Origin of the sequence: Curtobacterium sp. NPDC087082, from assembly GCF_044745045.1 — a bacterium.
Classification (GTDB): domain Bacteria; phylum Actinomycetota; class Actinomycetes; order Actinomycetales; family Microbacteriaceae; genus Curtobacterium.
In genome coordinates, this window is sequence record NZ_JBIUZN010000004.1 from 380765 (window position 1) to 405027 (window position 24263).

The following is a 24263-nucleotide window of genomic DNA, read 5'->3' on the forward strand; positions in this document are numbered from 1 at the left end:
CGGGGCCCTCCTCGTGGTGCCCCGGGGGCCCCCCCGGGGGGGGGCGGGGCGGGGGGGGGCGGGCCCCCCCCCCGCCGGGGGGGGGGGGGGGGGGCCCCCCCGGCCCCCCCGCCTCCCGTCCGTCCGTGTGGTCGCGTCTACTGCGACGGTGGCGGCGGGCGGAACCCCTCGCCCCCGGCGGTCCCGCCGTCCTTGCCGTCCTTGCGCTCGCGGCGGCGGAGGTACTGCTCGAACTCCTGCGCGATGGCGTCGCCCGACGCCTCGGGGGAGTCGACCGTGTCCCGCGCCTGCTCGAGCTGGCCGATGTAGGACGCCATGTCCTCGTCGTCGGCGGCGAGGGCGTCGATGCCCTCCTCCCACTCGGTGGCGTCGTCGAGCAGCGATCCCCGCGGGACCGTGACGTCGGTGAGCTCCTCGATCTTGTCGAGCAGCGAGAGCGTCGCCTTGGGGGACGGCGAGTTGTGCACGTAGTGCGGCACCGAGGCCCAGAGCGACAGCGTGGTGAGGCCGGCGCTGTCCATCGCGTCGGCGAGCACCCCGAGGATCCCGGTCGGGCCCTCGTACGAGGAGCGGTCGACGTCGAAGGCGGCACGCACGCCCGCGTTCTCGCTCGACACGAACACCGAGATGGGTCGGGTGTGCGGGACGTCGGCGAGCATTGCTCCGACGAAGACGACGGCGTCGATCGAGTAGACGTCCGCGAGGTCGATGATCTCCGCGCAGAAGCCGCGCCAGGTCCGCGAGGGCTCCGGGCCGACGAGCACGTAGACGTCGCGTTCGGACGGGGAGCCGGTGGCACCGATCACGGGTCGACCCTCGGCACCGGGACCGTGCAGGACGATCCGCGGCCACTGGATGCCCCGGCCGCCGTTCTCGTCCGTGCCGACGTTCGGGCGGTTGAACTGGTAGTCGACGTACCGCTCACCGTCGAGTTCGCGCAGCTCGTCGAGCTCGAGCGACTCGACGATGCGCCTGGCGAGACCGCTCGCCGCTTCTCCGGCGTCGTTCCAGCCCTCGAAGGCGACGACGAGCAGTCGACCGTCGCTGAAGGGGGAGTGCTGTGGCACGGACGGGACCTCCTGGTGGTGGCGCGGGGCGCGGGCGGCTCGCAGGTCGCGCGCGACCGGACATTCGAGCAACAAGGATAGGGCCGCTCGACCGGAGTGCGTCCACGCGTCCGCGGTGAGCGGAACGCGGGCGGACCGCCCCGGTAGACTCGTCGCCCGTGACCGCGCAACCCTTCGCCCTCGTCCCGCCCGCAGCCGTGCTGTGGGACATGGACGGCACGATCATCGACACCGAGCCGATCTGGCAGCAGTCCCAGGTCGAGCTCACCGACCGCTACGGCGTCGTCTGGACCCACGAGGACGGTCTCGCCCTGGTGGGCAGCGGCCTCGAGCGCTCGGGGGAGATCCTCCGCGACAAGGGCGTCGAGATGGAGGTCGAGGAGATCATCCAGTGGATGACCGAGTACGTGATGGTGCGCCTGCGCGACGGTGAACTGCCGTGGCGTCCCGGTGCTCGCGAGCTCATCGAGGGCCTGCACGACCGCGGCATCCCGACCGCCCTCGTCACGATGTCCCGTCGGAAGATGGCGCTCGTCGCCGCCGATGCGCTCGGTGCCCGCGGGTTCCGGGTCGTCGTCGCGGGTGACGACGTCGAGCGGCCGAAGCCCTTCCCCGACGCCTACCTGTCCGCCGCCGCACAGCTCGGCGTCGACCCGACCGCGTGCGTCGCGATCGAGGACTCGGCGACCGGCGTGGCCTCGGCCGTGGCCTCCGGCGCGGTCACGGTGGCCGTCGAGCACATCGTCCCGCTGTCGGACATCACGGGCGGCGACGTCCACCTCACCACCCTCGCGGACGTCGACGTCGACCGGCTCGTCGAGCTGACCGGCCCGGCCCTCGCCGCCCGCACCCAGGAGGTCGCACGATGACGGACGCGCTCCCGAACCCCACCGAGTCGCTGCCGCACACCGCGGGCGGCGCACCGCACACCCCGCCGCGCGGCCCCTTCCGCGCCGGTGACCGCGTGCAGCTGACCGGTCCGAAGGGCAAGCTGACGACCCTGTCGCTCGAGGTCGCGGGGGAGTACCACACCCACCGCGGCGTCCTGCGGCACGACGACGTCATCGGGCAGCCGGACGGGTCGGTGATCCGGGCGAGCACCGGTGACGAGTACCTCGCGCTGCGTCCGCTCCTCAACGACTACGTGATGTCGATGCCCCGCGGTGCCGCCATCGTGTACCCGAAGGACGCCGCCCAGATCGTGGCCTTCGCCGACGTCTTCCCGGGCGCCCGCGTGGTCGAGGCCGGTGTCGGTTCCGGCGCGCTCTCGCTGTTCCTCCTGCGGGCGATCGGACCGACCGGACAGCTGCAGTCGTTCGAGCGCCGCGAGGAGTTCGCCGCGATCGCCCGTGGCAACGTCGGCACCTTCCTCGGCGCCGTCCCGGACAACTGGTCGGTCACGGTCGGCGACCTCGTCGATGAGCTGCCCGGCGCCGCCGAACCGCAGAGCGTCGACCGGGTCGTCCTCGACATGCTCGCGCCGTGGGAGTGCGTCGACGCCGCAGCGGACGCCCTCGTCCCCGGTGGTCTCATCGTCTGCTACGTCGCGACCGTCACGCAGCTGTCCCGCACGGCCGAGGCGCTCCGCGACACCGGGCGCTTCACGGACCCGCAGTCCAGCGAGACCCTCGTCCGCACCTGGCACGTCGAGGGCCTGGCCGTCCGCCCGGACCACCGCATGGTCGGGCACACCGGGTTCCTCGTCACGGCACGCCGGCTGGCCGACGGTGTCGTGCTGCCGAACCTGAAGCGTCGCGCAGGTAAGGCGGAGTTCTCCGACGAGGACGTCGAGGCCTGGACGCCCGGTGCCGTCGGCGAGCGGTCGGCCAGCGACAAGAAGCTCCGCAAGGTCGCGCGACAGGCGGCAGCGCAGGCCCGCAAGGTCGCCGCAGCCGAGGCCGGACCCGCCGCGTCCGACGCGGACGGCGCTGCTGAGGACGACCGGTAGGCTACGCGACGTGCCCGTCCTGCATCGAACGGAAAGAGGGTCCGTGCGCACCATCCCCGCACTCCTGGTCACCATCGGCCTCGCCGCAGCACTCACCGGGTGCGCGGCGAGCGGGGCCGGTTCCACGCCGTCGAGCTGCGCCGCTCCCGGTGCCGCGTCCGAGGCGGTCACCGCCACGGGTGCGTTCGGCAAGGAGCCGAAGGTCAACATCCCGAGCGGCCTCACCACGAAGGGCACCCAGGTCTCGGTCCTCCGCCAGGGCGAGGGCCGCGAGATCGAGGACGGCACGCCCGTCGTGATCGAGTACACCCTCGTCGACGGTGCGACCGGCGAGGTCGCACAGACGAGCGGGTACTCCGGCCAGACCGCCCCGATCACCGCGGGTGCCGACAACTACGGGGCGCTCGGTGCCTCCCTCGAGTGCGCGCACGTCGGTGACCGCCTCGCCGTCGCACTGCCGAAGAGCGCCCTGAGCTCCTCGACCACCGGCGACACGGGGACCTCGTCGACCAAGACCGAGGACGCCGTCATCGCCGTCATCGACGTCAAGAAGGCCTTCGACGCCCGCGCGACCGGCACGCCGCAGCTCGCCGGGGACGGGATGCCCGCCGTCGTCCTCGCGCCGTCGGGTGCGCCCGGCATCACGATCCCCTCGTGGTCGGCGCCGAAGTCAGACGAGACGCACCTGCTCCGCAAGGGGCACGGCGCCGAGCTCACCGACACGGACACCGCCGTCATCAAGTACACCGCCGTGTCGTGGCCCGCTGACGGCACCGACGCCTCGGTGGCCGGCTCCAGCTGGACCGACGGCTCGGGCGCCCAGACCGTGCCGCTCACCAAGGGCCAGGTGCAGGAAGGCGTCCGGAATGCCATCGTCGGGCACCGTGTCGGCGACCAGGTGCTCACGATCGTGCACCAGCAGGGCGCGGCGTACGCGTACGTGATCGACGTCCTCGGGAAGATCTCCGCCTGACCCTCCCGGACCGTCCACGGACCGCGGCGCGGGTGCACTCCGGTGCACCCGCGCTGCCGTAGGATCGGCTCGTGCCAGCGACCCGTGTGCCCCGTGTGCCTGCCGAGGAACGGCTGTTCAGCCTGGTGCTCGCGCTGCTCTCGACGGAGTCCGGGCTGACGAAGTCCGAGATCCTGGCCAACGTGCAGGGCTACCGGCAGCGGTTCACGACGGGCGGCGACAACGCCTCGCTGGAGCGCCAGTTCGAGCGCGACAAGGACGACGTCCGCGAGCTGGGCATCCCGCTCGAGACCATCGAGACCCCGGGTGCCGCCGGCAACAACCAGACGCTCCGCTACCGGATCCCGAAGGGCGAGTACGACCTGCCCGTCGACGTCCGCTTCACGCCGGACGAGTCCGCGCTCCTGTCCCTCGCCGCGATGGCCTGGCGCGAGGGGGCGCTCTCCGCCGACTCCCGTCGCGGCCTGCTCAAGGTGCGGTCCGCCGGATCCGAGGACGACGGCGCCGGAGCCCTCGGCGTCGACGCGTACGCCCCGCGGCTCCGCGCCCGTGACGTCGCCTTCGAGCCGCTGCGCTCGGCGCTCGACCGGTCCGCCGCGGTCCGCTTCGACTACATCACGCCGGGGCAGCACGAGCCGCGTCGGCGTCAGGTGGCCCCGGTCGCACTCGTCCAGCACGGCGGCCGCTGGATGCTCGCCGCGCACGAGTTCGCGACGGACAGCGAGAAGAACTACCTGCTCTCCCGGATCGTCGGGCCCGTCGCCCAGTACGAGGTCGGGCAGCACCCGGCCCCGGCCGGTGCGGGCGAACGCGCACTGGCGGAGCTCGAGCGCATCTGGGCGGCGCGCACCGCCCGGATCCGGGTCGCACCGGGGTCGGACGCCGAACGTCGGCTCGCCCGCCGGCGGGACACCGAGACCGACGACGACGGCGTCCTGGTGCTGCACCACGTCGACCCCCAGATCCTCGCCGAGGAGCTCGCCGCCTTCGGGCCCGAGGTTCGCGTGCTCGAGCCGGACGACCTGCGCGACCGGGTGACCGAGCGCCTGCGGGCCCTCGTCGCCGACCACGCCGACGCACCGGCACCCGCCGACCACGCCGACGCACCGGCACCCGCCGACCACGCCGAGCCCGCCCCCGACCAGGACGGGAGCACCCGTGGCTGAGCAGCAACCACTCCAAGCGCAGGACAAGCTCGCGTTCCTGCTCGCCCTCGTGCCGTACCTGATCGACCGCGAACGCGTCTCGGTCGCCGAGGCCGCTCGGCACTTCGGCGTCCCCGAGACCCGGATCCGCCGTGCCGTCGAGCTCATCGCGGTGTCCGGCGTCCCCGGCGAGACGATGCAGTACCAGCACGGCGACCTGTTCGACATCGCGTGGGACGACTTCGACCAGAACGACATGATCGTGCTGACGAACCTCGTCGCGATCGACGACTCCCCGCGGCTCTCGGCGCGCGAGGCGTCCGCGCTCATCGCCGGACTGCAGTACCTGTCCGCCCTGCCCGAGGCCGCCGACCGAGACGCGATCCGCGCGCTCATGGCGAAGCTGTCCCGCGGTGCCGGTGGCGCGGCCGCGAACGTCGCCGTCGGGCAGGACCTGCACGACGTCGCCCTCGCGGTCATCCGCAAGGCGATGGCCGACGGTCGCGGGCTCGCGTTCGAGTACGCCGGTCCGCGCACGCAGGGGAGCACCCGCCGCGTCGACGCGCTGCGCGTGGAGTCGATCGACACCGACTGGTACCTGCGGGCCTGGGACCTCGACCGACAGGCCCTCCGCACGTTCCGTCTCGACCGGATGTCCGGCGTGCGGGTCGACGACCGCCCGGCGGAGAAGTCGATCGACGACGTGGTGATCCCGGACACGCTGTTCCAGCAGGCGGCCGAGGACGTGATCGTCACCGTCGAGCTCGACTCCTCGTCGTTGCCGCTCGTGGCCGACTTCCTCGCCGACACGGCCGACGCGCCCGACACCGACGGCCGGGTGCGCATCCGGCTGGCGGCGTCGAACGGCTTCGACGGTGTGGTGCGGCTCGTCGCGGGGCTGCCCGGTCGTGCGGTCGTGCTCGACCCGCCGGCTGCACGGGCCGCGGTGCGCGACTTCGCCGCGGCGGCCCTCGCCGCCGACTGAGCTGCGCGCGGCCGCCGGACCGGCGCTGCGTGTCGCGGACGTCGAACCACGAAACTGACGTGGAACCGGCACCGCGACGTGGTTCGACGTCGGTTCCGTGGTTCGAACCGAGCGCGCTCGCCGGCGGCGCGCGACCGCCGGACCGGACACGCGTCGGCCCCGCCGCCGACGTGCCGACAGACGGACGGGAGGCGCGGTGCGGGCCCGCCCCGCGCCTCCAGGCCCGTGACCCTCCTGTGCGAACGCACGTCGCGGCCGACTGTCGGTCCCGACCCCGTAGGATCGACCCATGGCTTCGACGACCGCGCGCGGGCGAGCGAGGCGGACCGGGCGTCCGACGAAGGACGCCGAAGGCCGCATGTCGCTCGGGCAGCACCTCATCGAGCTGCGCAACCGCCTGTTCCGCGCAGTGATCGCGATCGTCGTCGCCGCGGTCGGTGGGTGGTTCCTCACCCCGTTCGTGCTGGACGCGCTCCGGTCGCCGGTCTCCCAGCTCGCCAAGGTCGGCGGGCACACGGCCGAACTGAACTTCCCGATGATCACGGGCGCGTTCGACCTGAAGCTGCAGATCGCCATCACGATCGGCATCGTCATCGCGAGCCCGGTGTGGCTCTACCAGATCTGGGCGTTCATCGTCCCGGCGCTGGTGCGGCGTGAGAAGCAGTACGTGTGGGGCTTCCTCGGCACCGCGATCCCGCTGTTCTTCGCGGGCTGCTGGTTCGGGTGGTACATCCTGCCGCACGTGGTCGGCATCCTCGGCAGCTTCGTGTCGAGCCAGGACACCTCGATCGTCGACGCCAAGGCCTACTACGACTTCGTCATCAAGCTCATCGTCGCCGTCGGCATCGCGTTCGTCCTGCCGGTGTTCCTCGTGCTGCTCAACTTCGTCGGCGTGCTGTCCGCGTCCTCGATCATCAAGTCCTGGCGCGTGGCGATCCTCTGCATCCTGGTCTTCTGCGCCATCGTGACGCCCAGCGCCGACGTCATCTCGATGTTCCTGCTCGCCGTGCCGATGATCGTGCTGTACGTCGCCGCGTGCGCGGTGGCCTGGCTCCACGACCGCCGGGTGGCGAAGCGCCAGGCGAAGCTCGACGAAGAGTACGGCCTGTGAGCACGACGGAGCCGAGCGCTGCCGAACGGTTCCGGGCGGCGAAGGTCCGGAACCGGTCCCGCAACCTCGAACTCTTCCGCGCCGACCTGCGGTTCGACCTCGACCCGTTCCAGTTCGCCGCGTGCGACGCGCTCGACCAGGGGCGCAGCGTCCTCGTGGCCGCGCCGACCGGTGCCGGCAAGACGATCGTGGCCGAGTTCGCGATCTGGTTGGCGATGCGGCAGCCGACGGCGAAGGTGTTCTACACGACACCGATGAAGGCGCTGAGCAACCAGAAGTACGCCGAGCTCGTCGACGTCTACGGCGAGTCCGAGGTCGGACTGCTGACCGGCGACACGAACGTGAACCCGCGGGCACGCGTCGTCGTGATGACGACCGAGGTCCTGCGGAACATGATCTACGCGGAGTCGGATCTGCTCGACGACCTCGCGTGGGTTGTCCTCGACGAGGTCCACTACCTCGCCGACCGGTTCCGCGGTGCCGTCTGGGAAGAGGTGATCCTGCACCTCCCGACCGAGGTCCGGCTCGTCTCCCTCAGCGCCACGGTCTCCAACGCGGAAGAGTTCGGCGACTGGCTGCAGACCGTCCGCGGCGACACCGACGTCATCGTCTCCGAGGACCGCCCCGTGCCGCTCGAACAGCACGTGCTCGTCGGCTCGAAGATGGTCGACCTGTTCGACTCCAGCGGTGCCGCGGCGACGAACCGCGTCAACCCGGAGCTGCTCCGGCTCGTCGGCGGTGCCTCGCGCAGCGAACGGCACGGCGGCGGACACCGCGGCGGCCGGGGGCGCGGGGGCTACCACGATCGCCGTGGTCCGCGCACCGAGAAGCTGCACCGCGAGCGCATCGCCCACATGCTCGACGAGCGGATGCTCCTGCCCGCGATCTTCTTCGTGTTCAGCCGGAACGGGTGCGACCAGGGCGTCCGGAACGTCCTCCGGTCGGGGCTGTCGTTGACGACGGCGCAGGAACGCAACGAGATCCGCGAGACGGCGGAGTACCACTGCCGCACCCTCCTCGACGAGGACCTCGCCGTGCTCGGCTACTGGGAGTGGCTCGAGGGCCTCGAGCGCGGCGTCGCGGCGCACCACGCCGGGCTCCTGCCGGCCTTCAAGGAGGTGGTGGAGGACCTCTTCCAGCGCAAGCTCCTCAAGGTCGTGTTCGCGACGGAGACCCTGGCGCTCGGCGTGAACATGCCGGCCCGCACGGTCGTCCTCGAGAAGCTCGAGAAGTTCAACGGCGAGGCCCGCGTCCCGATCACGCCGGGGGAGTACACGCAGCTCACCGGTCGCGCCGGGCGTCGTGGCATCGACGTCGAGGGGCACTCGGTCATCCAGTGGTCGGACGGCCTCGATCCCCAGGGCGTCGCGTCGCTCGCGAGCCGCCGCACCTACCCGCTGAACTCGTCGTTCAAGCCGACCTACAACATGGCCGTGAACCTCATCGACCAGTTCGGTCGGCAGCGCACGCGCGAGGTCCTCGAGACGTCGTTCGCGCAGTTCCAGGCCGACCGTTCGGTCGTCGACCTCGCGCGGAAGGTCCGGTCGCAGCAGGAGTCCCTCGACGGCTACCAGCAGGCGATGCAGTGCCACCTCGGCGACTTCACCGAGTACGCGGCCCTGCGCCGTGAACTCTCCGACCTCGAGCGGACGAACGTCCCCGGCGGGCGCGAGGCCTCGCACGGCGCCCGGGCCGAACGGCAGGCCGCCATCACGGACGTCCGACGGCGCATGCAGCGGCACCCCTGCCACGCCTGCCCCGACCGAGAGGCCCATGCGCGCTGGTCCGAGCGCTGGTACAAGCTCAAGCGCGCCAACGACAAGCTCCTGCAGCAGATCCGATCCCGCACGGGTGCGGTCGCGACCACGTTCGACCGGGTCACGAACGTGCTCCTGCAGCTCGGCTACCTGGTCGACACCGGCAACGGCGAGGCCACGGTCGCCGCCGGCGGGCGTCGGCTGCAGCGGATCTACGGTGAGCGCGACCTGCTCGTCGCCGAGTGCCTCGAGGCGGGCGTCTGGAAGGACCTCACCCCGGCGCAGCTCGCCGCGATGGCCGCCACGATCGTCTACCAGCCCCGCCGAGAAGACGCGCCCGGCACCGAGCACGCCCTGCCCCGCGGGGCGTTCCGTCCGGCACTCGACGAGACCCTCACGATCTGGTCCCGACTCGACGACATCGAGCGCGACGCCCGCCTCGCCGGGTCGCAGCCGCCGACCCCGGCCGCCGCGGTCGGCATGTTCCGCTGGGCGTCCGGCTCCGCGCTCGACGACGTGCTGCGCACGCTCGACCTGCCGGCCGGTGACTTCGTGCGCTGGTCGAAGCAGGTCATCGACCTGCTCGACCAGATCCGGAACGCCGGCGACGACGACCTCGCCCAGACCGCACGGCGGGCGACGGACGCGGTGCGCCGCGGCATCGTCGCCTACGCGGCGGTCTGACAGGAGGCACGGTGCCGGTTCCCGAGTCCGACGTGCGCCCGCAGGGCGCCGCCTCCACTGCCTCCGTCGCCTCTGGTCAGGACGCGACCGCTGGGCGTGGGTCCGCGGCGGGGGGTCGCGGTTCCGCCGTGCGCCCGCCGGCAGGCCGCCGGTCCGACTTCGCCGCCCTGCCGCTCGCGCAGGCGTTCCCGCTCGCCGTCATCGGGGGCGTGCTGTTCGCACTCGCCTTCCCGTCGCCGGGCTGGTGGTTCCTCGCCTACCCCGCACTCGCGTGCATGCTGCTCGCCGCGATGGGCCAGCGTGCCCGGCGCGCCGCCTGGCTCGGGTACGTCTCCGGCGCGGCCTTCTGGATCCCCGCGATCTCGTGGGCCGGCCGCTACCTCGGCCCGGTCCCGTGGTTCGCGCTCGCGCTGTTCGAAGCCGCGTTCTTCGCCCTCGGCAGCGTCGCGATCGCCCTCGCGTACCGCTGGGTGGCGCGTGTCGTGCCGTCCACCGCCGGACGCGTGTGGGGCCTCCCGGCCGTCGTCGCCGCGCTCTGGACCGGACGCGAGTGGTTCTCGGGGAGCTGGCCCTACGGCGGCTTCGCGTGGGGGCGGGTCGGTCTCTCGCAGTCGCAAGGCCCGTTCACGCACCTGGCTGCCTACGTGGGCGTGCTCGGGGTGACGTTCGTCGTCGTGTACTGCGTCGCGGTCGTCGTGTCGCTCGCCCTGGTCGTGCCCCGCGGTCCCGGCCGGGCCGTCCGGGTGCCCGTTCGCGTGGCGACGGCGGGACTGCTCGTCGCCGCCGTGCTCGCCGTGCCCGCGTGGCCGACCGCCACCGACGGTACGATCCGGATCGAGTCGGTGCAGGGCGACGGCCCCGCCGGGTACTTCGACCGGGCGGCGCCGGGCGCGGTGCTGAGCGCGCAGGTCGCGGCGACCGACGTCGAGGCGAAGGGAGTCGACCTCGTGGTCTGGCCCGAGGGCTCCGCCGAGTTCGATCCGCGCCAGCAGCCGGTGATCGCGTCGGCCCTCGACCAGGTCGTCGACTCCGTCGGCGCGCCGATCGTCGCCGGCGCCATCACGCAGACGTCCTCGGGGGTCCTGCACAACACCTCGTTCGTGTGGACGGAGGACGGCTGGCAGTCGTCCTACGACAAGAAGCGCCCGGTGCCCTTCGGCGAGTACGTCCCGGACCGCTGGTTCTTCTCGAAGCTCGCGCCGTCGCTCATCGGGCTGCTGCAGCGCGACTACACCCCGGGGACGAAGCCGAACGTGCTGTCGGTCGCCGGCGTCCGGGCGGGCATCGCGATCTGCTTCGACATCGTCGACGACGGACTCGCCACCGACATGGCGCGCGGGGGAGCGCAGGTCATCCTGGCGCAGACGAACAACGCGGACTTCGACGGCACCGACGAGAACCTGCAGCAGCTCGAGATCGCTCGGATGCGGGCGATCGAGACGGGTCGGTCGCTCGTGAACATCTCCACCGTCGGGGCGTCGCAGGTCATCGCCCCGACCGGACGGACGATCGACCGGGTGCCGGCGTATACCGCGACGTCGATGATCACGGACGTTCCGCTCGGGACGACCACCACCCCGGCGACCCTCGCATCCGGATCGATCGCGCTCCTGCTCTCGCTCGGCGGTCTCCTCACGCTGCTCGCCTGCGCGCCCTGGGGCCGCCGCGGGACTGCTCGCCGCGCCTGACCGCCCCGGCCGCGGCCCCGCACTGGGAGAGGACTGTGAATGCGCCGGTCCGGGAGTGCAGGCGCGTGGGACAGTGTTGTGGAGGGCAGACGAGCGAGAGGAGCACACACATGGCTGATCGGAGTCTCCGCGGCATGCGGCTCGGGAGTCAGAGTCTCCAGAGCGAAGAGGGCGTCGAGCTCTCGGACCGCAAGCGTGCGGTCTACCAGACGGAATCGGGGGAGACGTTCGACATCGTCTTCTCGGCGGATGCAGACGTCCCCCAGACGTGGTCGGAGCCCCGCTCCGGTCGCGAAGGACGACTCCTCGGTGACGACGGCATCCCCGTCGAGGTCGCCGAAGAGGACGTCAAGGCCCCCAGGACCCACTGGGACATGCTGCTCGAGCGACGCTCGCGTGAAGAGCTCGAGGAGCTCCTGCAGGAGCGACTGCAGTTCCTGCGCGCACGACGCGGCGCCTGACCCGCACACGACGACGACGCCCGCCCCGGTCTCCCGGGGCGGGCGTCGTCGTCGTGGTGGCGGTCAGCGGCGGCCGGAGCCGTCGCTCGTGCGGTGCCCGGAGGCGTCGGGTCCTGTGTCGGTCGCGCTCCCGTGGTGCTCGTCCTTCGCTGCGTCGCGGAGCTCGTCGGCCGCGGCCTCGTCCGACGCCGCGAGGTGCGCGTCGACGCTCTTGTTCGACTCGGCGAGACGCTGGTCGAGCTCGGACTCGGGGACGATGTCCGCCGCCGTGGCGTCCGGGCGGGGGACCGAACCGGCCGCGGCATCGGCGGCCGCGCTGTTCGCCAGGCTCTCGTTCGCGAGCTTGGAGATCCGCGACAGGAAGTCGCCCCCGGCACCGCCGCCGGCGATCGGTCCGCTGCCGGTGCGCCCGGCGGTGAAGCCCTTCGCGATGCCGGACAGTGCCTCGGTGAACTCGCTCGGGATCATCCAGAGCTTGTTCGCGGTGCCCTCGGCGATCTTCGGCAGGGTCTGCAGGTACTGGTACGACAGGAGCTTGTCGTCCGGGTCGCCGGTGTGGATGGCGTCGAACACCGTGGCGATCGCCTGCGCTTCACCCTCGGCGCGGAGGACCTGGGCCTTCGCGTCACCCTCGGCCGCGAGGATGGCGGCCTGCCGCTGCCCCTCGGCCTCGAGGATCTGGGACTGCTTCGTCCCCTCGGCCTGCAGGATGGCGGCACGACGGCTGCGCTCGGCACGCAGCTGCTGCTCCATGGCGTCCTGGATCGACACGGGCGGCTCGATCGCCTTGAGCTCGACGCGACCGACGCGGATGCCCCACTTGCCGGTCGCCTCGTCGAGCACGACGCGGAGTTGGCCGTTGATGTTGTCGCGGCTGGTCAGGGCCTCTTCGAGGTTGAGGCCACCGACGACGTTGCGGAGCGTGGTGGTCGTGAGCTGCTCGACCGCGCCGAGGTAGTTGGCGATCTCGTAGGTGGCGGCGCGGGCGTCGGTGACCTGGAAGTAGACGACCGTGTCGATCGAGACCACCAGGTTGTCCTCGGTGATGACGGGCTGCGGCGGGAAGGACACGACCTGCTCGCGCATGTCGAGCAGCGGCCGGAGTCGGTCGATGAACGGCACCAGCAGGTTCAACCCGGGGTTGAGGGTCTTGTGGTACTTCCCGAGGCGTTCGACGATCCCCGCGGTCGCCTGCGGCACGATGCGGATCGCGCGGGACAGGACGACGATCACGAAGATGACGACGACGAGGATGAGGACGAGCAGTGCGATCGTCCCGGCTGAGATGGTCACGAGGTGGCCCTTTCTCCGAGGCGGACGACAGCCGTCGACCCCTCGATGGACTCGACGACCACGGGGGTCCCGAGCGGCGGTGTTCGGTCTGTGGCGTCGGCGGAGATGCGGGCGCTCCAGGTCTCGCCGTTGGCCAGGCGGACCTGGCCGGGGGCGGACGCGGTGAAGGCGACGGCGACCGTGCCCGGCAGCCCGATGAGTCCCTCGACGTTGGTGCGGTGCGGGTCGGCGTTCCGACCCAGTGCCGTCAGGAGCCGCGGCCGGACGACCGACAGCAACAGCAGGGCGACGCCCGCGGCGATGATGGCCGACAGCCACCACGGTGCGCCGAGCAGTGCCGCGACCAGCCCGCCGGCAGCACCGGCCGCGAGCATGATGAAGATGAAGTCGAGCGTGAATATCTCGACCACGCCCAGCAGGAGCACCAGTCCGATCCAGATGACGGTCTGGATCCAATCGATCCCGTTCACGCGATCTCCCTCCCTCGGTCGCGCGCGGCTGCTCGCTGCGTCGCGACGGCCGGTCCAACTCCGTTCAACATATCAAGTCCGTGCTGAGCCCGCGCGGTGGTTGGTAGGCTCGTCGGCGGCCGACCCGCCGAACCAGACCTGGAGAACACGACTGTGAGCAACCCCCTCGCCCCCGGATCCCTCGCCGACAAGCGCGCCCTCGTCACGGGGTCGTCCCGCGGCATCGGCGCCGACACCGTCGGGTACCTGGCCGAGGCCGGCGCCAAGGTCGTCGTGAACTACCGCAACAAGGCCAAGCGTGCCGAGCAGATCGCCGAGAAGATCGTCGCCGCGGGCGGCTCGGCACTCGCCGTCGGTGCGGACCTGACCGACCACGACTCCGTCCAGGCGATGGTCGACACCGTCGTGCAGGAGTGGGGCGGCATCGACCTGCTCGTGCTCAACGCTTCCGGTGGCATGGAGTCCGGCCTGGGCGAGGACTACGCGCTGCGCCTGAACCGCGACGCGCAGGTGGACATGCTGCAGACCGCCGTGCCGCACATGCCCGCCGGATCGCGCGTCGTGTTCGTCACGAGCCACCAGGCCCACTTCGTCGAGACCGCCGAGACGATGGACGAGTACGTCCCCGTCGCCAAGAGCAAGCGGGCCGGCGAGCTCGCCCTCCGCGAACTCGTGCCGCAGCTCGACGCGGCGGGCATCGAGTTCGTGGTCGTCTCCGGCGACATGATCGAGGGCACGATCACCGCCACGCTCCTCAACCGCCTCAACCCGGGCGCGATCGAGGGCCGCCGTGCCGAGGTCGGCAAGCTCTACAGCGTCTCCGAGTTCGCCGCCGAGATCGCCGCGGCCGCGATCGAGCCGATCCCCGCCGACCACACCAAGCTCGTCGGCGACGTCAGCGGCTTCGTCGGCTAACGTCGGACGGGTGACTGCGAAGCCCGGCCTGCGCCGCACCTCCCGGATCATCCTGCTCGACCCCGACGGTCGGGTGTTCCTGATGGACACCAACTCCCCGTCGTCGGACGGAGCGCACCGCTGGATCACGCCCGGCGGCGGTGTCGACCCCGGCGAGGACCACCGCGACGCCGCGATCCGCGAGCTGCGCGAGGAGACCGGCATCGTCATCGACGACCCGGGGGAGCCGGTGTGGTCGTGGGACTTCAGCGTCGAGTGGGACCTGGCCGACCACGACCGCGGCCACGCGGAGTTCTACGTCGTCCGGACGCCCGGCTTCACGCTGTCGGACGCCGAGTGGACCGACGACGAGCGCGTGGACATCCTGCAGTCGCGCTGGTGGACGGCCGACGAGCTCGACGCCACCGACGAGCCGTTCGAGCCCGCCGAGCTCCCGGGCCTCGTCCGCATGCACGCGCCGTCCTGACGCGCTGGCTCGTTCCGGGGCGGAACCGTCCTGTGGAACGTCACACGTCACCGCTACCCTGTGGGCATGGAACCGAGTGCCGAGCACGCCGCTGACACCCACGACCGCATCCGGGTGCGTGGTGCACGTGAGAACAACCTGCGCGACGTCGACGTCGAGCTCCCGAAGCGTCGCCTGACCGTCTTCACCGGCGTGTCCGGGTCGGGCAAGAGCTCACTGGTCTTCGCGACCATCGCGGCGGAGTCGCAGCGCATGATCAACGAGACGTACAGCGCGTTCCTGCAGGGCTTCATGCCCTCGCTCGCACGCCCCGACGTCGACGTGCTCGACGGCCTCACCACGGCGATCGTCGTCGACCAGGAACGCATCGGCGCCGATCCCCGCTCGACGGTGGGCACCGTGACGGACGCCAACGCCATGCTCCGCGTGCTGTTCAGCCGCCTCGGGACGCCCCACATCGGTGGCCCGAACGCGTTCTCCTTCAACCTCGCGACGGTCACGGCCGGGGGTGCCATCACCGTGCAGAAGGGCAAGGACGCCAAGGCGGAGAAGGTCTCGTTCTCACGGCTCGGCGGCATGTGCGCCGACTGCGAAGGCCGCGGCACTGTCACCGACATCGACCTCACGCAGCTGTTCGACGACACGAAGTCCCTGTCGGACGGGGCGATCACGATCCCCGGGTACGGCACGGACGGCTGGAACGTCCGGATGTTCGCCGAGTCCGGGTACTTCGACAAGGACACGCCGATCCGTGACTTCACGGACGCCGAACGCCAGGACTTCCTGTACCGCGAACCGACGAAGCAGAAGATCGCCGGCATCAACATGACGTACGAGGGGCTCGTCCCGCGCGTGCGGCGTTCGTTCCTGCAGAAGGACCGCGAAGCGATGCAGCCCCACATCCGGGCCTTCGTCGACCGCGCGGTCACCTTCACCACCTGTCCGGCCTGCGGTGGCACCCGGCTGAACGACGTCGCACGGTCGTCGACGATCGCCGGCAAGAGCATCGCGGACGTCTGCGCGATGCAGATCACCGACCTCGCCGCCTGGCTGCGGGGGATCGACGAACCGACCGTCGGGCCGTTGCTCGACGGCCTGCGGGACGCGGTCGACTCCTTCGTCGAGATCGGCCTCGGGTACCTCTCGCTCGACCGCCCCACGGGGACCCTGTCCGGGGGAGAGGGGCAGCGCGTCAAGATGGTGAAGCACCTCGGGTCGTCCTTGAGCGACGTCACCTACGTCTTCGACGAACCGAGCACCGGGTTGCACCCCCACGACATCGAGCGGATGAACGGGCTCCTGCTCCGACTCCGCGACAAGGGCAACACAGTGCTCGTCGTCGAGCACAAGCCCGAGGTCATCGCGATCGCGGACCACGTCGTCGACCTCGGGCCGGGGGCGGGGACGAACGGTGGGGCGCTCTGCTACGAGGGGCCGGTCGACGGGCTCCGCACGAGCGACACGGTCACCGGTCGCCACCTCGACGACCGGGTGTCGGTGAAGGACGTCGTGCGCGAACGCACCGGCGTCCTCGAGATCCGGGGTGCCGACGCGCACAACCTGCAGGGTGTGGACGTCGACGTGCCGACCGGGGTGCTCACGGTCGTGACGGGTGTCGCCGGCTCCGGCAAGAGCACGCTCATCCACGGGTCGCTGTCACCGCGCGACGGTGTCGTCGCGATCGACCAGGGCGCGATCCGCGGCTCCCGGCGGAGCAACCCGGCGACGTACACGGGGCTGCTGGAGCCGATCCGCAAGGCCTTCGCGAAGGCCAACGGTGTGAAGCCCGCCCTGTTCAGCGCCAACTCCGAGGGTGCGTGCCCGGCGTGCAACGGCGCTGGGGTCATCTACACGGACCTCGGCATGATGGCCGGCATCGCGACGCCGTGCGCCGAGTGCGGCGGGAAGCGATTCGACCAGTCGGTGCTCGAGTACCGGCTCGGGGGAAAGGACATCAGCGAGGTCCTCGCGATGCCCGTGGCCGACGCCGCGGCGTTCTTCGCGACGGGTGAGTCGAGGATCCCCGCGGCGCACGCGATCCTCGCCCGGCTCGTCGACGTCGGACTCGGGTACCTGACGATCGGCCAGCCGCTGACGACCCTGTCCGGCGGCGAGCGGCAACGCCTCAAGCTCGCGACGCACCTCGGCGACCCCGGCGGGGTGATCGTGCTCGACGAGCCGACGACCGGGCTGCACCTGGCGGACGTCCAACAGCTGCTCGGGCTGCTGGACGGCATGGTCGAGGCCGGACGGACGGTCGTCGTGATCGAGCACCACCAGGCCGTGATGGCACATGCCGACTGGCTCATCGACCTCGGGCCCGGCGCCGGCCACGACGGCGGCCGCGTCGTCTTCGAGGGCACGCCGGCCGAGCTCGTCGCGGCTCGGTCGACGATCACGGGGGAGCACCTGGCGGCCTACGTCGGAGCCTGAGGCGGGGGACAGGTCCGGGCGGCGTACCTGAACACCAGCTGGCCGAACGGTCTACCGTCCTGACTGACGCTCATGCTTGGGCCACCCCGCCCGCGGCTACCCGGTCGCATGACGAGCGTTCACGACGAAGGAGACCTCATGGCCGACCAGACCGGTGGACCGAACTACCCCGCAGCGAACACGCCCGGTGCAGCACCGGCCGGCACGGGTGGCGGACTCGCCATCGCGAGCCTCGTCCTCGGCATCATCGGTGTCGTCGGTGGCATCTTCCTGGCGATCATCGGTGTGATCGCCGGCATCATCGGGCTCGTCCTCGGCATCCTGGCTCGCCGACGCGCGTCCGGTCGGGGGATCGTCCTCGGCGGCATCATCCTGTCGGCCATCGCGATCGTCATCGGCATCGTCGGCTACATCCTCACCGCGGTCGTGCTGTCCCAGGCCTGAGTCCACATCGCCGCTGGCGTCTGACCGGGGATCACCGTCCCGAGCCGGCGCGCATCGGTGCGCCAGCGAGGCGGGTCGGCAGCGATGCCGGTCCGCCTCGCTGGCGTTCGATGTCCGCGCTCGCGCCCCACGCCGCGACGCCACGGCGGACGGGAGGCGCGGGTCGGGCCCGCACCGTTCCTCCGGGAACACGCAACGCGTGTTCCGGACCGCCGGACGCGTGCCCAGGTCGGCCCGCGTAGCTTCCGCCACATGAGCTACAGCCAGCCTGACCCTGCCGAGGAGACCACCCACAGCGAGGAGCCGGAGCAGCCGGACACGGACCAGGAGAACCTCGAGGAGCAGGGCGGCGAACACGCCTCGCTCGAGATCGACGCGGACGACGTCCCGACGAGTGGTGCTCCCGACGGAGACTCCCCGGCCTGACCCGACCGCTGGGCAGCGCGAGCCAGCCCGCGGAGGAGACGTCAGCGCGAGGCCCGATGCACGTGCACGGTTCCGTCCGCGTCGATTGTCGGCGCGGTCCCGGGGAAGTCCCGCTGGCCGAAGTCGTCCACGAGCCTCGACGCCGTACCGTCCGGGTCGGGGCGGGGTCTGCCGTCGGACCGGTCGAACACCACCGATCGGACGGCCCCGCGAGCGAACGAACCGTCGCGCCGGAGTGACAGGTCCAGGTAGGCGCCGTACCGAGTCGCCTGCTCGGCACCGAACACGCCGCCGCCGCCGAAGTTGCCCAAGCTGTAGGCGATCAGTCGGCCCTGGTAGACCTCGATTCCCCGGAGGCTGTGGGGCCCGTGTCCGATCACGAGGTCTGCTCCAGCGTCGATCGCCGCTCGGGCGAAGGCGCGTGGGTCCCCACGGTCCTCGCCGAACATCGTCTCCGGACCGTCGGTGACGCGGTTCGCTTCCGGTCCTTCGGCGCCGATGTGTGCGTGGGCGACGACGATGTCGGCGGTCGCCGCCGCAGCCGTCACGACCTTGCGGACGTGGCGGAGGTCCGTGACCCGGTTGGTGCCGGCGTAGGGCGAAAAACCGATCGCTGCGACGGTCGTCCCGCCGAAGTCGCCGCACGTGACCTGGTTCCTCGCGCCGACGGTGTCGATGCCGACCGCCGCGAGCGCCGACGCGGTGTTCGCGTAGCCCTCGGCTCCGAAGTCGCTCGTGTGGTTGTTCGCGAGGTTCAACAGATCGAACCCGTCGAAGTATTCGGCCGTCTCCGGGCCGCTCCGGAAGGCGAGGCAGTCACCCCGGTCGCCGCACTTGTCGTACCCGGTGTCCTCGGTGATGGGTTGCTCGAGGTTCCCCGTCACGATGTCCTGCGTGAACCAGGGGCGGACGGCGTCGAAGTGGCTCGCACCGCCGTCGTCCGGGACCGTGTGTCCGACGTCGTGCAGCAGAACGTCGCCGACGGCACCGATCGACACCTCGCCCGCGCGAGCGACGTCCGTTCGCTCGAGGTCTGGTGCGCACCCTGCGATCGCGGTCGCCCGGGTGGCTCCGGTGCTGCACGCGACGAGGAGTGCGACCGCGGCGGTGATGCGCCACGGCACGGCGATTCCGAGGCTGCTGCCACGGACGGCCGCGACCGGACGATCGCCCGGTCGTCGAGGGAGCTCGAAGAGCCATCGAGCGCCGTCTCGGTCCACCAGGCGCGCCAGCAGGAGGCACCCGGCGACGAGTCCGCTGGTGAGGACGACCGGCTCGAGGACGGCCGCGACGAGTTGCACGCCGACACGCGCCGAGGACAGCCAGCCCGTCACGACGGCGTCGACGACGGCCAACAGGGGCATGTGCAGGAGGTAGATCGGCAGGGTTCGTCGGCCCAGGGCGGCCAAGCCCGGTCCGAGGTGGGGCACCCTGGCCAGGAACGGGCCGGCGGCGAGCACCATCGCCACCCCGAGCACCGAGACGACCGGCCACACGCCGGGCGTCTCCCGTGATCCCGTGAGGAGCATCAGGGCGAACGCCACGGCGTAGGCGGCCGTCAGCCCGATCAGGACCGGTGGTGTCACCCGTTCGATCGCGCCACGGAGACGCGGCCCGAGGTGCGCTCCGAGGAGGAAGAACGTCGCGTTGTAGAGCAGCGAGCCGCGGTTGCTCACGATCTCGACGTACCCTGCCGCCACCACGACGGAGAGGGTCGCCGCGGCCGCGATGACCATCCACGCAGGCACCCGCAGGAGAGCCTTCGCGACGAGGAAGTACAGCGCGAGGGCGTACAGGTACCAGGTGTTCGGCGGGCTGATCGTGAGCGCCTCGACGAGTTGCCCGAGACTGCGTGGCACGAGCGTGGGGAAGTCCGGGAACGCCCACATCGCGGCCGCGTGGATGAGTGTCCAGAGCAGGTACAGGTACAGGAACCGGACGACTCGCGGACCGACGACCGTGGTCCACGGTCGGTGCAGCGCGTTCGCGGCGTAGATGCCCGACACCAGGAGGAACGCCGGCATGAGGAACGGCCAGATGCCGTTGCCGAGCATGCCCCAGGCGCCGGGGATCGGGAGGCCGATGTGCCAGTCGACCTGCAGCGTGCTCTTCATCACGACGTGCCAGAAGACGACGAGGACGATCAGCAAGCCCTTGACCGCGTCGCCCCAGGTGTCGCGGTTCACGGGCCGACCCTGTGGCCGTGCGAGTCCGTCGCCCGCAGCAGGGCACGCACGAGTTCGACGTAGTCCAAGCCGACCGCCGCGAACATCCGGGGCACCTGCGACTGCTCGGTGAACCCCGGCGCGGTGTTCACCTCGTTCAGCACGACGCCGTCGTCGGTGAGGAAGAAGTCGAACCGCGCGACACCCGCGCACCCGAGCGTGTCGTAGAGGATCCGGGCTGCGTGGTCGATCGCTGCCTCGTCGGTGGCTGACAGTGCCGCCGGCACCGTGAACCGTGCGGTCCCGTCGTACTTCTCGGTGCGCCCGAACACGTCTCCGTCGGCGACGCTGATCTCCAGCGTCGCGCCGGTGCGGAGCGCCCCGGTGTCGTCGCGGAACACGGCGATGTCGATCTCGCGCCCGGTGACGAACGCCTCGGCGAGCACGTCGGTGCCTGCAGCCCGGGCATGTGCCACAGCGGCCCCGTACGCGTCGGGCGTCCGGACCACCGTCACGCCGTTGCTCGACCCACCGGTCGTCGGCTTCACGACGAAGGGTGGCCGCAGGGACACTGGGCCGATCTCGTCTCCAGCGCGGATCAGCACGCCCGGCGCCGTGCGGACGCCGACGGCCTCGGCCACGGTCTTCGTGACCCACTTGTCCATGCCGAGTGCGCCGGCGCGGACGGGGGAGCCGACCACCGGCACGCCGATCATCGTGAGGAAGCCGGCGACCGCGCCGTCCTCGCCGTGGACACCGTGGAGCACCGGAAACGCCGCGCGGCACGACGTCAGCACGGCGACGGCGTCCGCGGGGGACAGCGCGGCACCGTCCGTGTGCCGCCAGCCGCCCGTCCGGTCGATCGTCAGGGGGACCGCGTCGAAGCCGAGGGCCCGGACGGCTCGCGTGACCGCAGCCGCGGATGCGAGCGAGACCTCGTGCTCGTCGTTCGCGCCGCCACCGACGACCGCGATCCGGGTCCGGGCCGTGGGGGTGTGGGAGTCGTGGCGATCAGGCAACGGTGGCCTCCGGGGTGGTGACGGTGCGGTGGACCCGGGCGGCGCGCGTGCCGATCCGGGTGACGATCTCGTGCTCGATGGTGTCGGCCCAGCCCGCCCAGTCGTGGACGGTCGGCTCGCCGTCGAGGCCGCGCCCGAAGAACGTGACGGTCTCGCCGAGCTCCAGCCGGTCGTCGCCGGTGTCCACGACGACCATGTCCATCGAGAACCGGCCGACGAGCGGTCGGCGGCGTCCGCGCACCTGGACCTCGGCCCGCTCGGACGCCGCACGGGGGAGTCCGTCGCCGTAGCCCAGGGGGAGCAGCGCCAGGGTGGTCCGACGGTCGACGACGTGGTCGAGGCCGTAGCCGACGCCGGCTCCGGGGCCGATCACCCGGGAACCGACGACCGGAGCCGTCAGGGAGAGCGTCGGCTGCAGGTCCGTCGAGGTCCGGGAGGGGTCGATCCCGAAGAGCCCCGCGCCGATGCGGTGCAGACCGTGGCGGCCGCCGACCCCGGTGACGGTCGCTGCCGTGGCGGCGAGGTGCGTGACGAAGCCGGACAGTCCGCGGCGCCGGGCGGTGCGGACCGCGTTGTCGAACAGCAGCCGTTCGCGCGTGTTCTGCGGGTCGTCGGGCTGGTCGGCGCAGGACATGTGGCCCATCACCCCGACGACCCGGACCGTGCCGAGCCGCTCGAGCTCGCGTGCGGCGGTGCACAGTGACGGCCACGATCCGGGCTCGGCACCGTCGCGGGCCATCCCGACGTCGACGTGCAGGTGGACCCGGGCACGGCGTCCGGTCCGGACTGCTGCACGGCTGACGGCACTGAGCAGCTCGGCGCTCGGGACGGCGATGTCGACGTCGGCGAGCAGTGCACCGTCGAAGTCCGCGTCGACCGGGTTGAGCCAGCTGAGCACCGGCGCGTCCGTCACGGTTGCCCGGACGGCGATCGCTTCGTCGATGGTGGTCACGCCGATCGACGTCGCCCCGGCGGCGAGGACCGACCGGGCGATCGCCCCGTGGCCGAACCCGTCGGCCTTGAGGACGGCCATGACGCCGCCGTCCGTCCGGTCGGCGAACACGGCGGTGTTCGCGCGGACGGCGTCGTCGTGGACGACGAGCTGTGGGCGCGACGGTGTCATGCCTGCCTCCTGGAGATCGCTACCGAACTGATATGCATGATATCGATGGTCACCGACACCACGGAGGAAGTCATCGGTCCTGGGGATGACGCCTCGCGCCGCGCGACCGAAGCGGTCGATGCCGTGCGGATGACGGTCGTCGCTGCTGCAGGAGGGACGGGAGGCGCGGCTGGCGTGAGCCGACGAGCTGCGGTGATCCGCGCCTCCTGGCCCCACTCACTGTGCGCCGATAATTTATATTATGTCAACTCAGAACCATCCGGCCGCGCTGCGGCCGCACTCTGGTGGTTGACGCCACTCCCCTCTAGCATCGCGGTCATGAGTACCGAGCGGTGCTCGGAAGCGGCGGTGTCCGATGCGGAAGCTCGTCCTCAAGATGTCGATGTCCCTCGACGGTTTCGTCGCAGGTGCACGTACGGAGTCCGACTGGATGTTCCGCGCCGGCAGTCCGGACTCGGCCGCATGGGTGCTCGACACCGTGTCCGGCGCCGGTGTGCACGCGTTCGGTCGTCGGACGTTCGAGTCCATCGCCGGCTTCTGGGCGAACGCGACGACACCCGTCGCCGGTGCGATGAACACCGTCCCGAAGGTCGTCTTCACCCGCCAGGCCGGGTTCGATCCCGCCACGGTCGACACGGGTGGGGCCGACTCCCCCGCGGCGGCGACCTGGACCGGTGCCCGGGTGGCGAACGGCGACCTCGTGGCCGAGGTCGACCGGCTGCGGGCCGAGGACGGCGCTGAGGTCCTCGCACAGGGCGGGACGGACTTCTGCCGGAGCCTCGTGGCCGCTGGCCTCGTCGACGAGTACCGCCTGGTGGTCCTGCCGGTGGTCCTCGGGGCGGGTGGCGGGATCTTCTCGGGGCTGCAGGACGAACTCGACCTGTCGCTGATCAGTTCGACGGTGTTCGACGGCGGCGCGAAGGCGGACGTGTACCGACCGAAGCGCTAGCGTTCCCGGCATGGGTGCGTACGACGAGCAGATCGGCCGGAACCTCCGACGGGTGCGCCGGGACCTCGTGCACCTGGACCGGTCGGCGGTGGCGTTCCGGATGCGCCTCCGAGGTTGGTCGTGGGACGAGGACGTCGTCGCGGCCGTCGAGGACGGCGCACGACCGATCCTCCGCGCCGAGGCGTCGGACCTCATGAGCGCGCTGGGCTACTCGACGGCGTTCATCACGATGCGGACCGACGCGGAGTCGGTGGCCGAGATCGCGGATCAGCGACTCGTGGTCGCCGCTACTGGCCTGCGGGAGGCGGCCGACCACTGGTTCGAGACGGCGGCCAGGTTCGACGCGAACGGGCTCGCGATCCCGACGACCATCGAACGGGTGGTGGTCGAGGCGCGGGAAGCGTTCGCGGATCCGGACGCCGTCCTCGGGACGCCCGCTCCCGCGGCGGAGGGCGGCGCGGCGTCGACGACCTTGGCTGAGTGGGAGGACCTGCCCGAGCGGCCCCCGCACCCGCTCGACACGATCGGCGTCGGCGTGCCGTGGACCGACGAGCAGCTCCGCATGCAGTACGGACACGACCTCCGCGAGGCGTCCGACGCCGTGCGGGTCGCCGTGGTCGAGTGGCTGCGTGCCGCGGCAGCACATGCGCCCCACTGGCCGGACGACACCCCGGGGTCGCCCGAGCAGATCGTCGAGGACGTCCGATCGCTCCGGATCGCCGGCTGAGCGCGATCGCCGGC

General features: G+C 71.6%; 22 protein-coding genes. 16 read left to right on the forward strand and 6 right to left on the reverse strand.

All coding sequences use genetic code 11. The features are described 5' to 3' along the window. Positions 1–137 precede the first annotated feature (137 nt). Positions 138–1067 (reverse strand): proteasome assembly chaperone family protein, encoded by a 930-nt coding sequence (locus ACIPEP_RS13050; protein ID WP_070419012.1) that lies wholly within the window; start codon positions 1065–1067, stop codon positions 138–140. Between the two features lie 158 nt (positions 1068–1225). Between ACIPEP_RS13050 and ACIPEP_RS13055 the strand changes: the two genes are divergently transcribed. The 9 genes from ACIPEP_RS13055 (at position 1226) to ACIPEP_RS13095 (ending at position 11819) form a co-directional block, all read left to right on the forward strand. Beyond that, entirely contained in the window at positions 1226–1936 is a 711-nt protein-coding gene (locus ACIPEP_RS13055; RefSeq protein WP_402717485.1) for an HAD family hydrolase, read from the forward strand. Continuing rightward, positions 1933–3015, forward strand: coding sequence for a tRNA (adenine-N1)-methyltransferase (locus ACIPEP_RS13060; RefSeq protein ID WP_402717486.1), 1083 nt, complete (start codon positions 1933–1935; stop codon positions 3013–3015). The genes ACIPEP_RS13055 and ACIPEP_RS13060 overlap by 4 nt, the downstream gene beginning before the upstream one ends. A gap of 43 nt (positions 3016–3058) precedes the next feature. Then, the gene (locus ACIPEP_RS13065) at positions 3059–3988 is read left to right on the forward strand and encodes an FKBP-type peptidyl-prolyl cis-trans isomerase (RefSeq protein WP_402717487.1); all 930 of its coding nucleotides are present in this window, start codon (positions 3059–3061) and stop codon (positions 3986–3988) included. A gap of 71 nt (positions 3989–4059) precedes the next feature. After that, positions 4060–5154, forward strand: a complete 1095-nt coding sequence (locus ACIPEP_RS13070; protein ID WP_402717488.1) for a helix-turn-helix transcriptional regulator — start codon at positions 4060–4062, stop codon at positions 5152–5154. Then, positions 5147–6118, forward strand: a complete 972-nt coding sequence (locus tag ACIPEP_RS13075) for a YafY family protein (protein WP_071301561.1) — start codon at positions 5147–5149, stop codon at positions 6116–6118. The genes ACIPEP_RS13070 and ACIPEP_RS13075 overlap by 8 nt, the downstream gene beginning before the upstream one ends. A gap of 358 nt (positions 6119–6476) precedes the next feature. Beyond that, complete coding sequence (gene tatC / locus ACIPEP_RS13080; protein ID WP_070419009.1) at positions 6477–7229, forward strand: twin-arginine translocase subunit TatC; 753 nt, start codon at positions 6477–6479, stop codon at positions 7227–7229. After that, positions 7226–9670, forward strand: a complete 2445-nt coding sequence (locus ACIPEP_RS13085) for a DEAD/DEAH box helicase (protein WP_402717489.1) — start codon at positions 7226–7228, stop codon at positions 9668–9670. Before tatC ends, ACIPEP_RS13085 begins: the two co-directional genes overlap by 4 nt. A gap of 128 nt (positions 9671–9798) precedes the next feature. Beyond that, positions 9799–11358, forward strand: coding sequence for an apolipoprotein N-acyltransferase (gene lnt / locus ACIPEP_RS13090; protein WP_402717490.1), 1560 nt, complete (start codon positions 9799–9801; stop codon positions 11356–11358). A gap of 110 nt (positions 11359–11468) precedes the next feature. Then, positions 11469–11819 carry an RNA polymerase-binding protein RbpA gene (locus ACIPEP_RS13095; RefSeq protein ID WP_070419007.1) on the forward strand — a complete coding sequence of 117 codons (351 nt, stop codon included), beginning with the start codon at positions 11469–11471 and terminating at the stop codon, positions 11817–11819. A gap of 63 nt (positions 11820–11882) precedes the next feature. Here the strand turns inward: ACIPEP_RS13095 and ACIPEP_RS13100 are convergent, their stop codons facing one another. Then, complete coding sequence (locus ACIPEP_RS13100) at positions 11883–13112, reverse strand: SPFH domain-containing protein (protein WP_402717491.1); 1230 nt, start codon at positions 13110–13112, stop codon at positions 11883–11885. After that, complete coding sequence (locus ACIPEP_RS13105; RefSeq protein ID WP_254789583.1) at positions 13109–13582, reverse strand: NfeD family protein; 474 nt, start codon at positions 13580–13582, stop codon at positions 13109–13111. The genes ACIPEP_RS13100 and ACIPEP_RS13105 overlap by 4 nt, the downstream gene beginning before the upstream one ends. A gap of 153 nt (positions 13583–13735) precedes the next feature. Here ACIPEP_RS13105 and ACIPEP_RS13110 point away from each other — a divergent pair, with 153 nt between their 5' ends. The 5 genes from ACIPEP_RS13110 (at position 13736) to ACIPEP_RS13130 (ending at position 18266) form a co-directional block, all read left to right on the forward strand. Next, the gene (locus ACIPEP_RS13110; protein ID WP_071294704.1) at positions 13736–14497 is read left to right on the forward strand and encodes an SDR family oxidoreductase; all 762 of its coding nucleotides are present in this window, start codon (positions 13736–13738) and stop codon (positions 14495–14497) included. Between the two features lie 10 nt (positions 14498–14507). Beyond that, positions 14508–14963 (forward strand): NUDIX hydrolase, encoded by a 456-nt coding sequence (locus ACIPEP_RS13115; protein ID WP_402717492.1) that lies wholly within the window; start codon positions 14508–14510, stop codon positions 14961–14963. A gap of 66 nt (positions 14964–15029) precedes the next feature. Beyond that, positions 15030–17396, forward strand: coding sequence for an excinuclease ABC subunit UvrA (locus ACIPEP_RS13120; protein ID WP_070419003.1), 2367 nt, complete (start codon positions 15030–15032; stop codon positions 17394–17396). A 138-nt stretch (positions 17397–17534) separates the two neighbouring features. Beyond that, complete coding sequence (locus ACIPEP_RS13125) at positions 17535–17840, forward strand: hypothetical protein (RefSeq protein WP_070419002.1); 306 nt, start codon at positions 17535–17537, stop codon at positions 17838–17840. Between the two features lie 252 nt (positions 17841–18092). Then, positions 18093–18266: a hypothetical protein gene (locus tag ACIPEP_RS13130; RefSeq protein WP_336696479.1), complete on the forward strand. Its 174-nt coding sequence runs from the start codon at positions 18093–18095 to the stop codon at positions 18264–18266. A 41-nt stretch (positions 18267–18307) separates the two neighbouring features. Here ACIPEP_RS13130 and ACIPEP_RS13135 read toward each other — a convergent pair whose 3' ends face one another. From ACIPEP_RS13135 to alr, 3 genes are read right to left on the reverse strand one after another with little or no spacing between them, the layout of a single operon-like run. After that, positions 18308–20452 carry a CapA family protein gene (locus ACIPEP_RS13135; protein ID WP_402717493.1) on the reverse strand — a complete coding sequence of 715 codons (2145 nt, stop codon included), beginning with the start codon at positions 20450–20452 and terminating at the stop codon, positions 18308–18310. Next, complete coding sequence (locus ACIPEP_RS13140) at positions 20449–21450, reverse strand: ATP-grasp domain-containing protein (protein ID WP_402717494.1); 1002 nt, start codon at positions 21448–21450, stop codon at positions 20449–20451. Before ACIPEP_RS13140 ends, ACIPEP_RS13135 begins: the two co-directional genes overlap by 4 nt. Beyond that, positions 21443–22573, reverse strand: coding sequence for an alanine racemase (gene alr, locus ACIPEP_RS13145; protein WP_402717495.1), 1131 nt, complete (start codon positions 22571–22573; stop codon positions 21443–21445). Before alr ends, ACIPEP_RS13140 begins: the two co-directional genes overlap by 8 nt. Before the next feature lie 355 nt (positions 22574–22928). Here alr and ACIPEP_RS13150 point away from each other — a divergent pair, with 355 nt between their 5' ends. Beyond that, positions 22929–23522, forward strand: coding sequence for a dihydrofolate reductase family protein (locus ACIPEP_RS13150; RefSeq protein WP_402717496.1), 594 nt, complete (start codon positions 22929–22931; stop codon positions 23520–23522). A gap of 10 nt (positions 23523–23532) precedes the next feature. Continuing rightward, positions 23533–24249: a hypothetical protein gene (locus ACIPEP_RS13155; RefSeq protein WP_402717497.1), complete on the forward strand. Its 717-nt coding sequence runs from the start codon at positions 23533–23535 to the stop codon at positions 24247–24249. Positions 24250–24263: the final 14 nt, after the last annotated feature.

Coding starts and splice junctions, on each gene's coding strand:
- ACIPEP_RS13120 (WP_070419003.1), top strand. CDS start 15,030: ATGGAACCGAGTGCCGAGCACGCCGCTGACACCCACGACCGCATCCGG.
- tatC (WP_070419009.1), top strand. CDS start 6,477: ATGTCGCTCGGGCAGCACCTCATCGAGCTGCGCAACCGCCTGTTCCGC.
- ACIPEP_RS13095 (WP_070419007.1), top strand. CDS start 11,469: ATGGCTGATCGGAGTCTCCGCGGCATGCGGCTCGGGAGTCAGAGTCTC.
- alr (WP_402717495.1), bottom strand. CDS start 22,573: ATGACACCGTCGCGCCCACAGCTCGTCGTCCACGACGACGCCGTCCGC.
- ACIPEP_RS13125 (WP_070419002.1), top strand. CDS start 17,535: ATGGCCGACCAGACCGGTGGACCGAACTACCCCGCAGCGAACACGCCC.
- ACIPEP_RS13155 (WP_402717497.1), top strand. CDS start 23,533: ATGGGTGCGTACGACGAGCAGATCGGCCGGAACCTCCGACGGGTGCGC.
- ACIPEP_RS13060 (WP_402717486.1), top strand. CDS start 1,933: ATGACGGACGCGCTCCCGAACCCCACCGAGTCGCTGCCGCACACCGCG.
- ACIPEP_RS13130 (WP_336696479.1), top strand. CDS start 18,093: ATGAGCTACAGCCAGCCTGACCCTGCCGAGGAGACCACCCACAGCGAG.
- ACIPEP_RS13150 (WP_402717496.1), top strand. CDS start 22,929: ATGCGGAAGCTCGTCCTCAAGATGTCGATGTCCCTCGACGGTTTCGTC.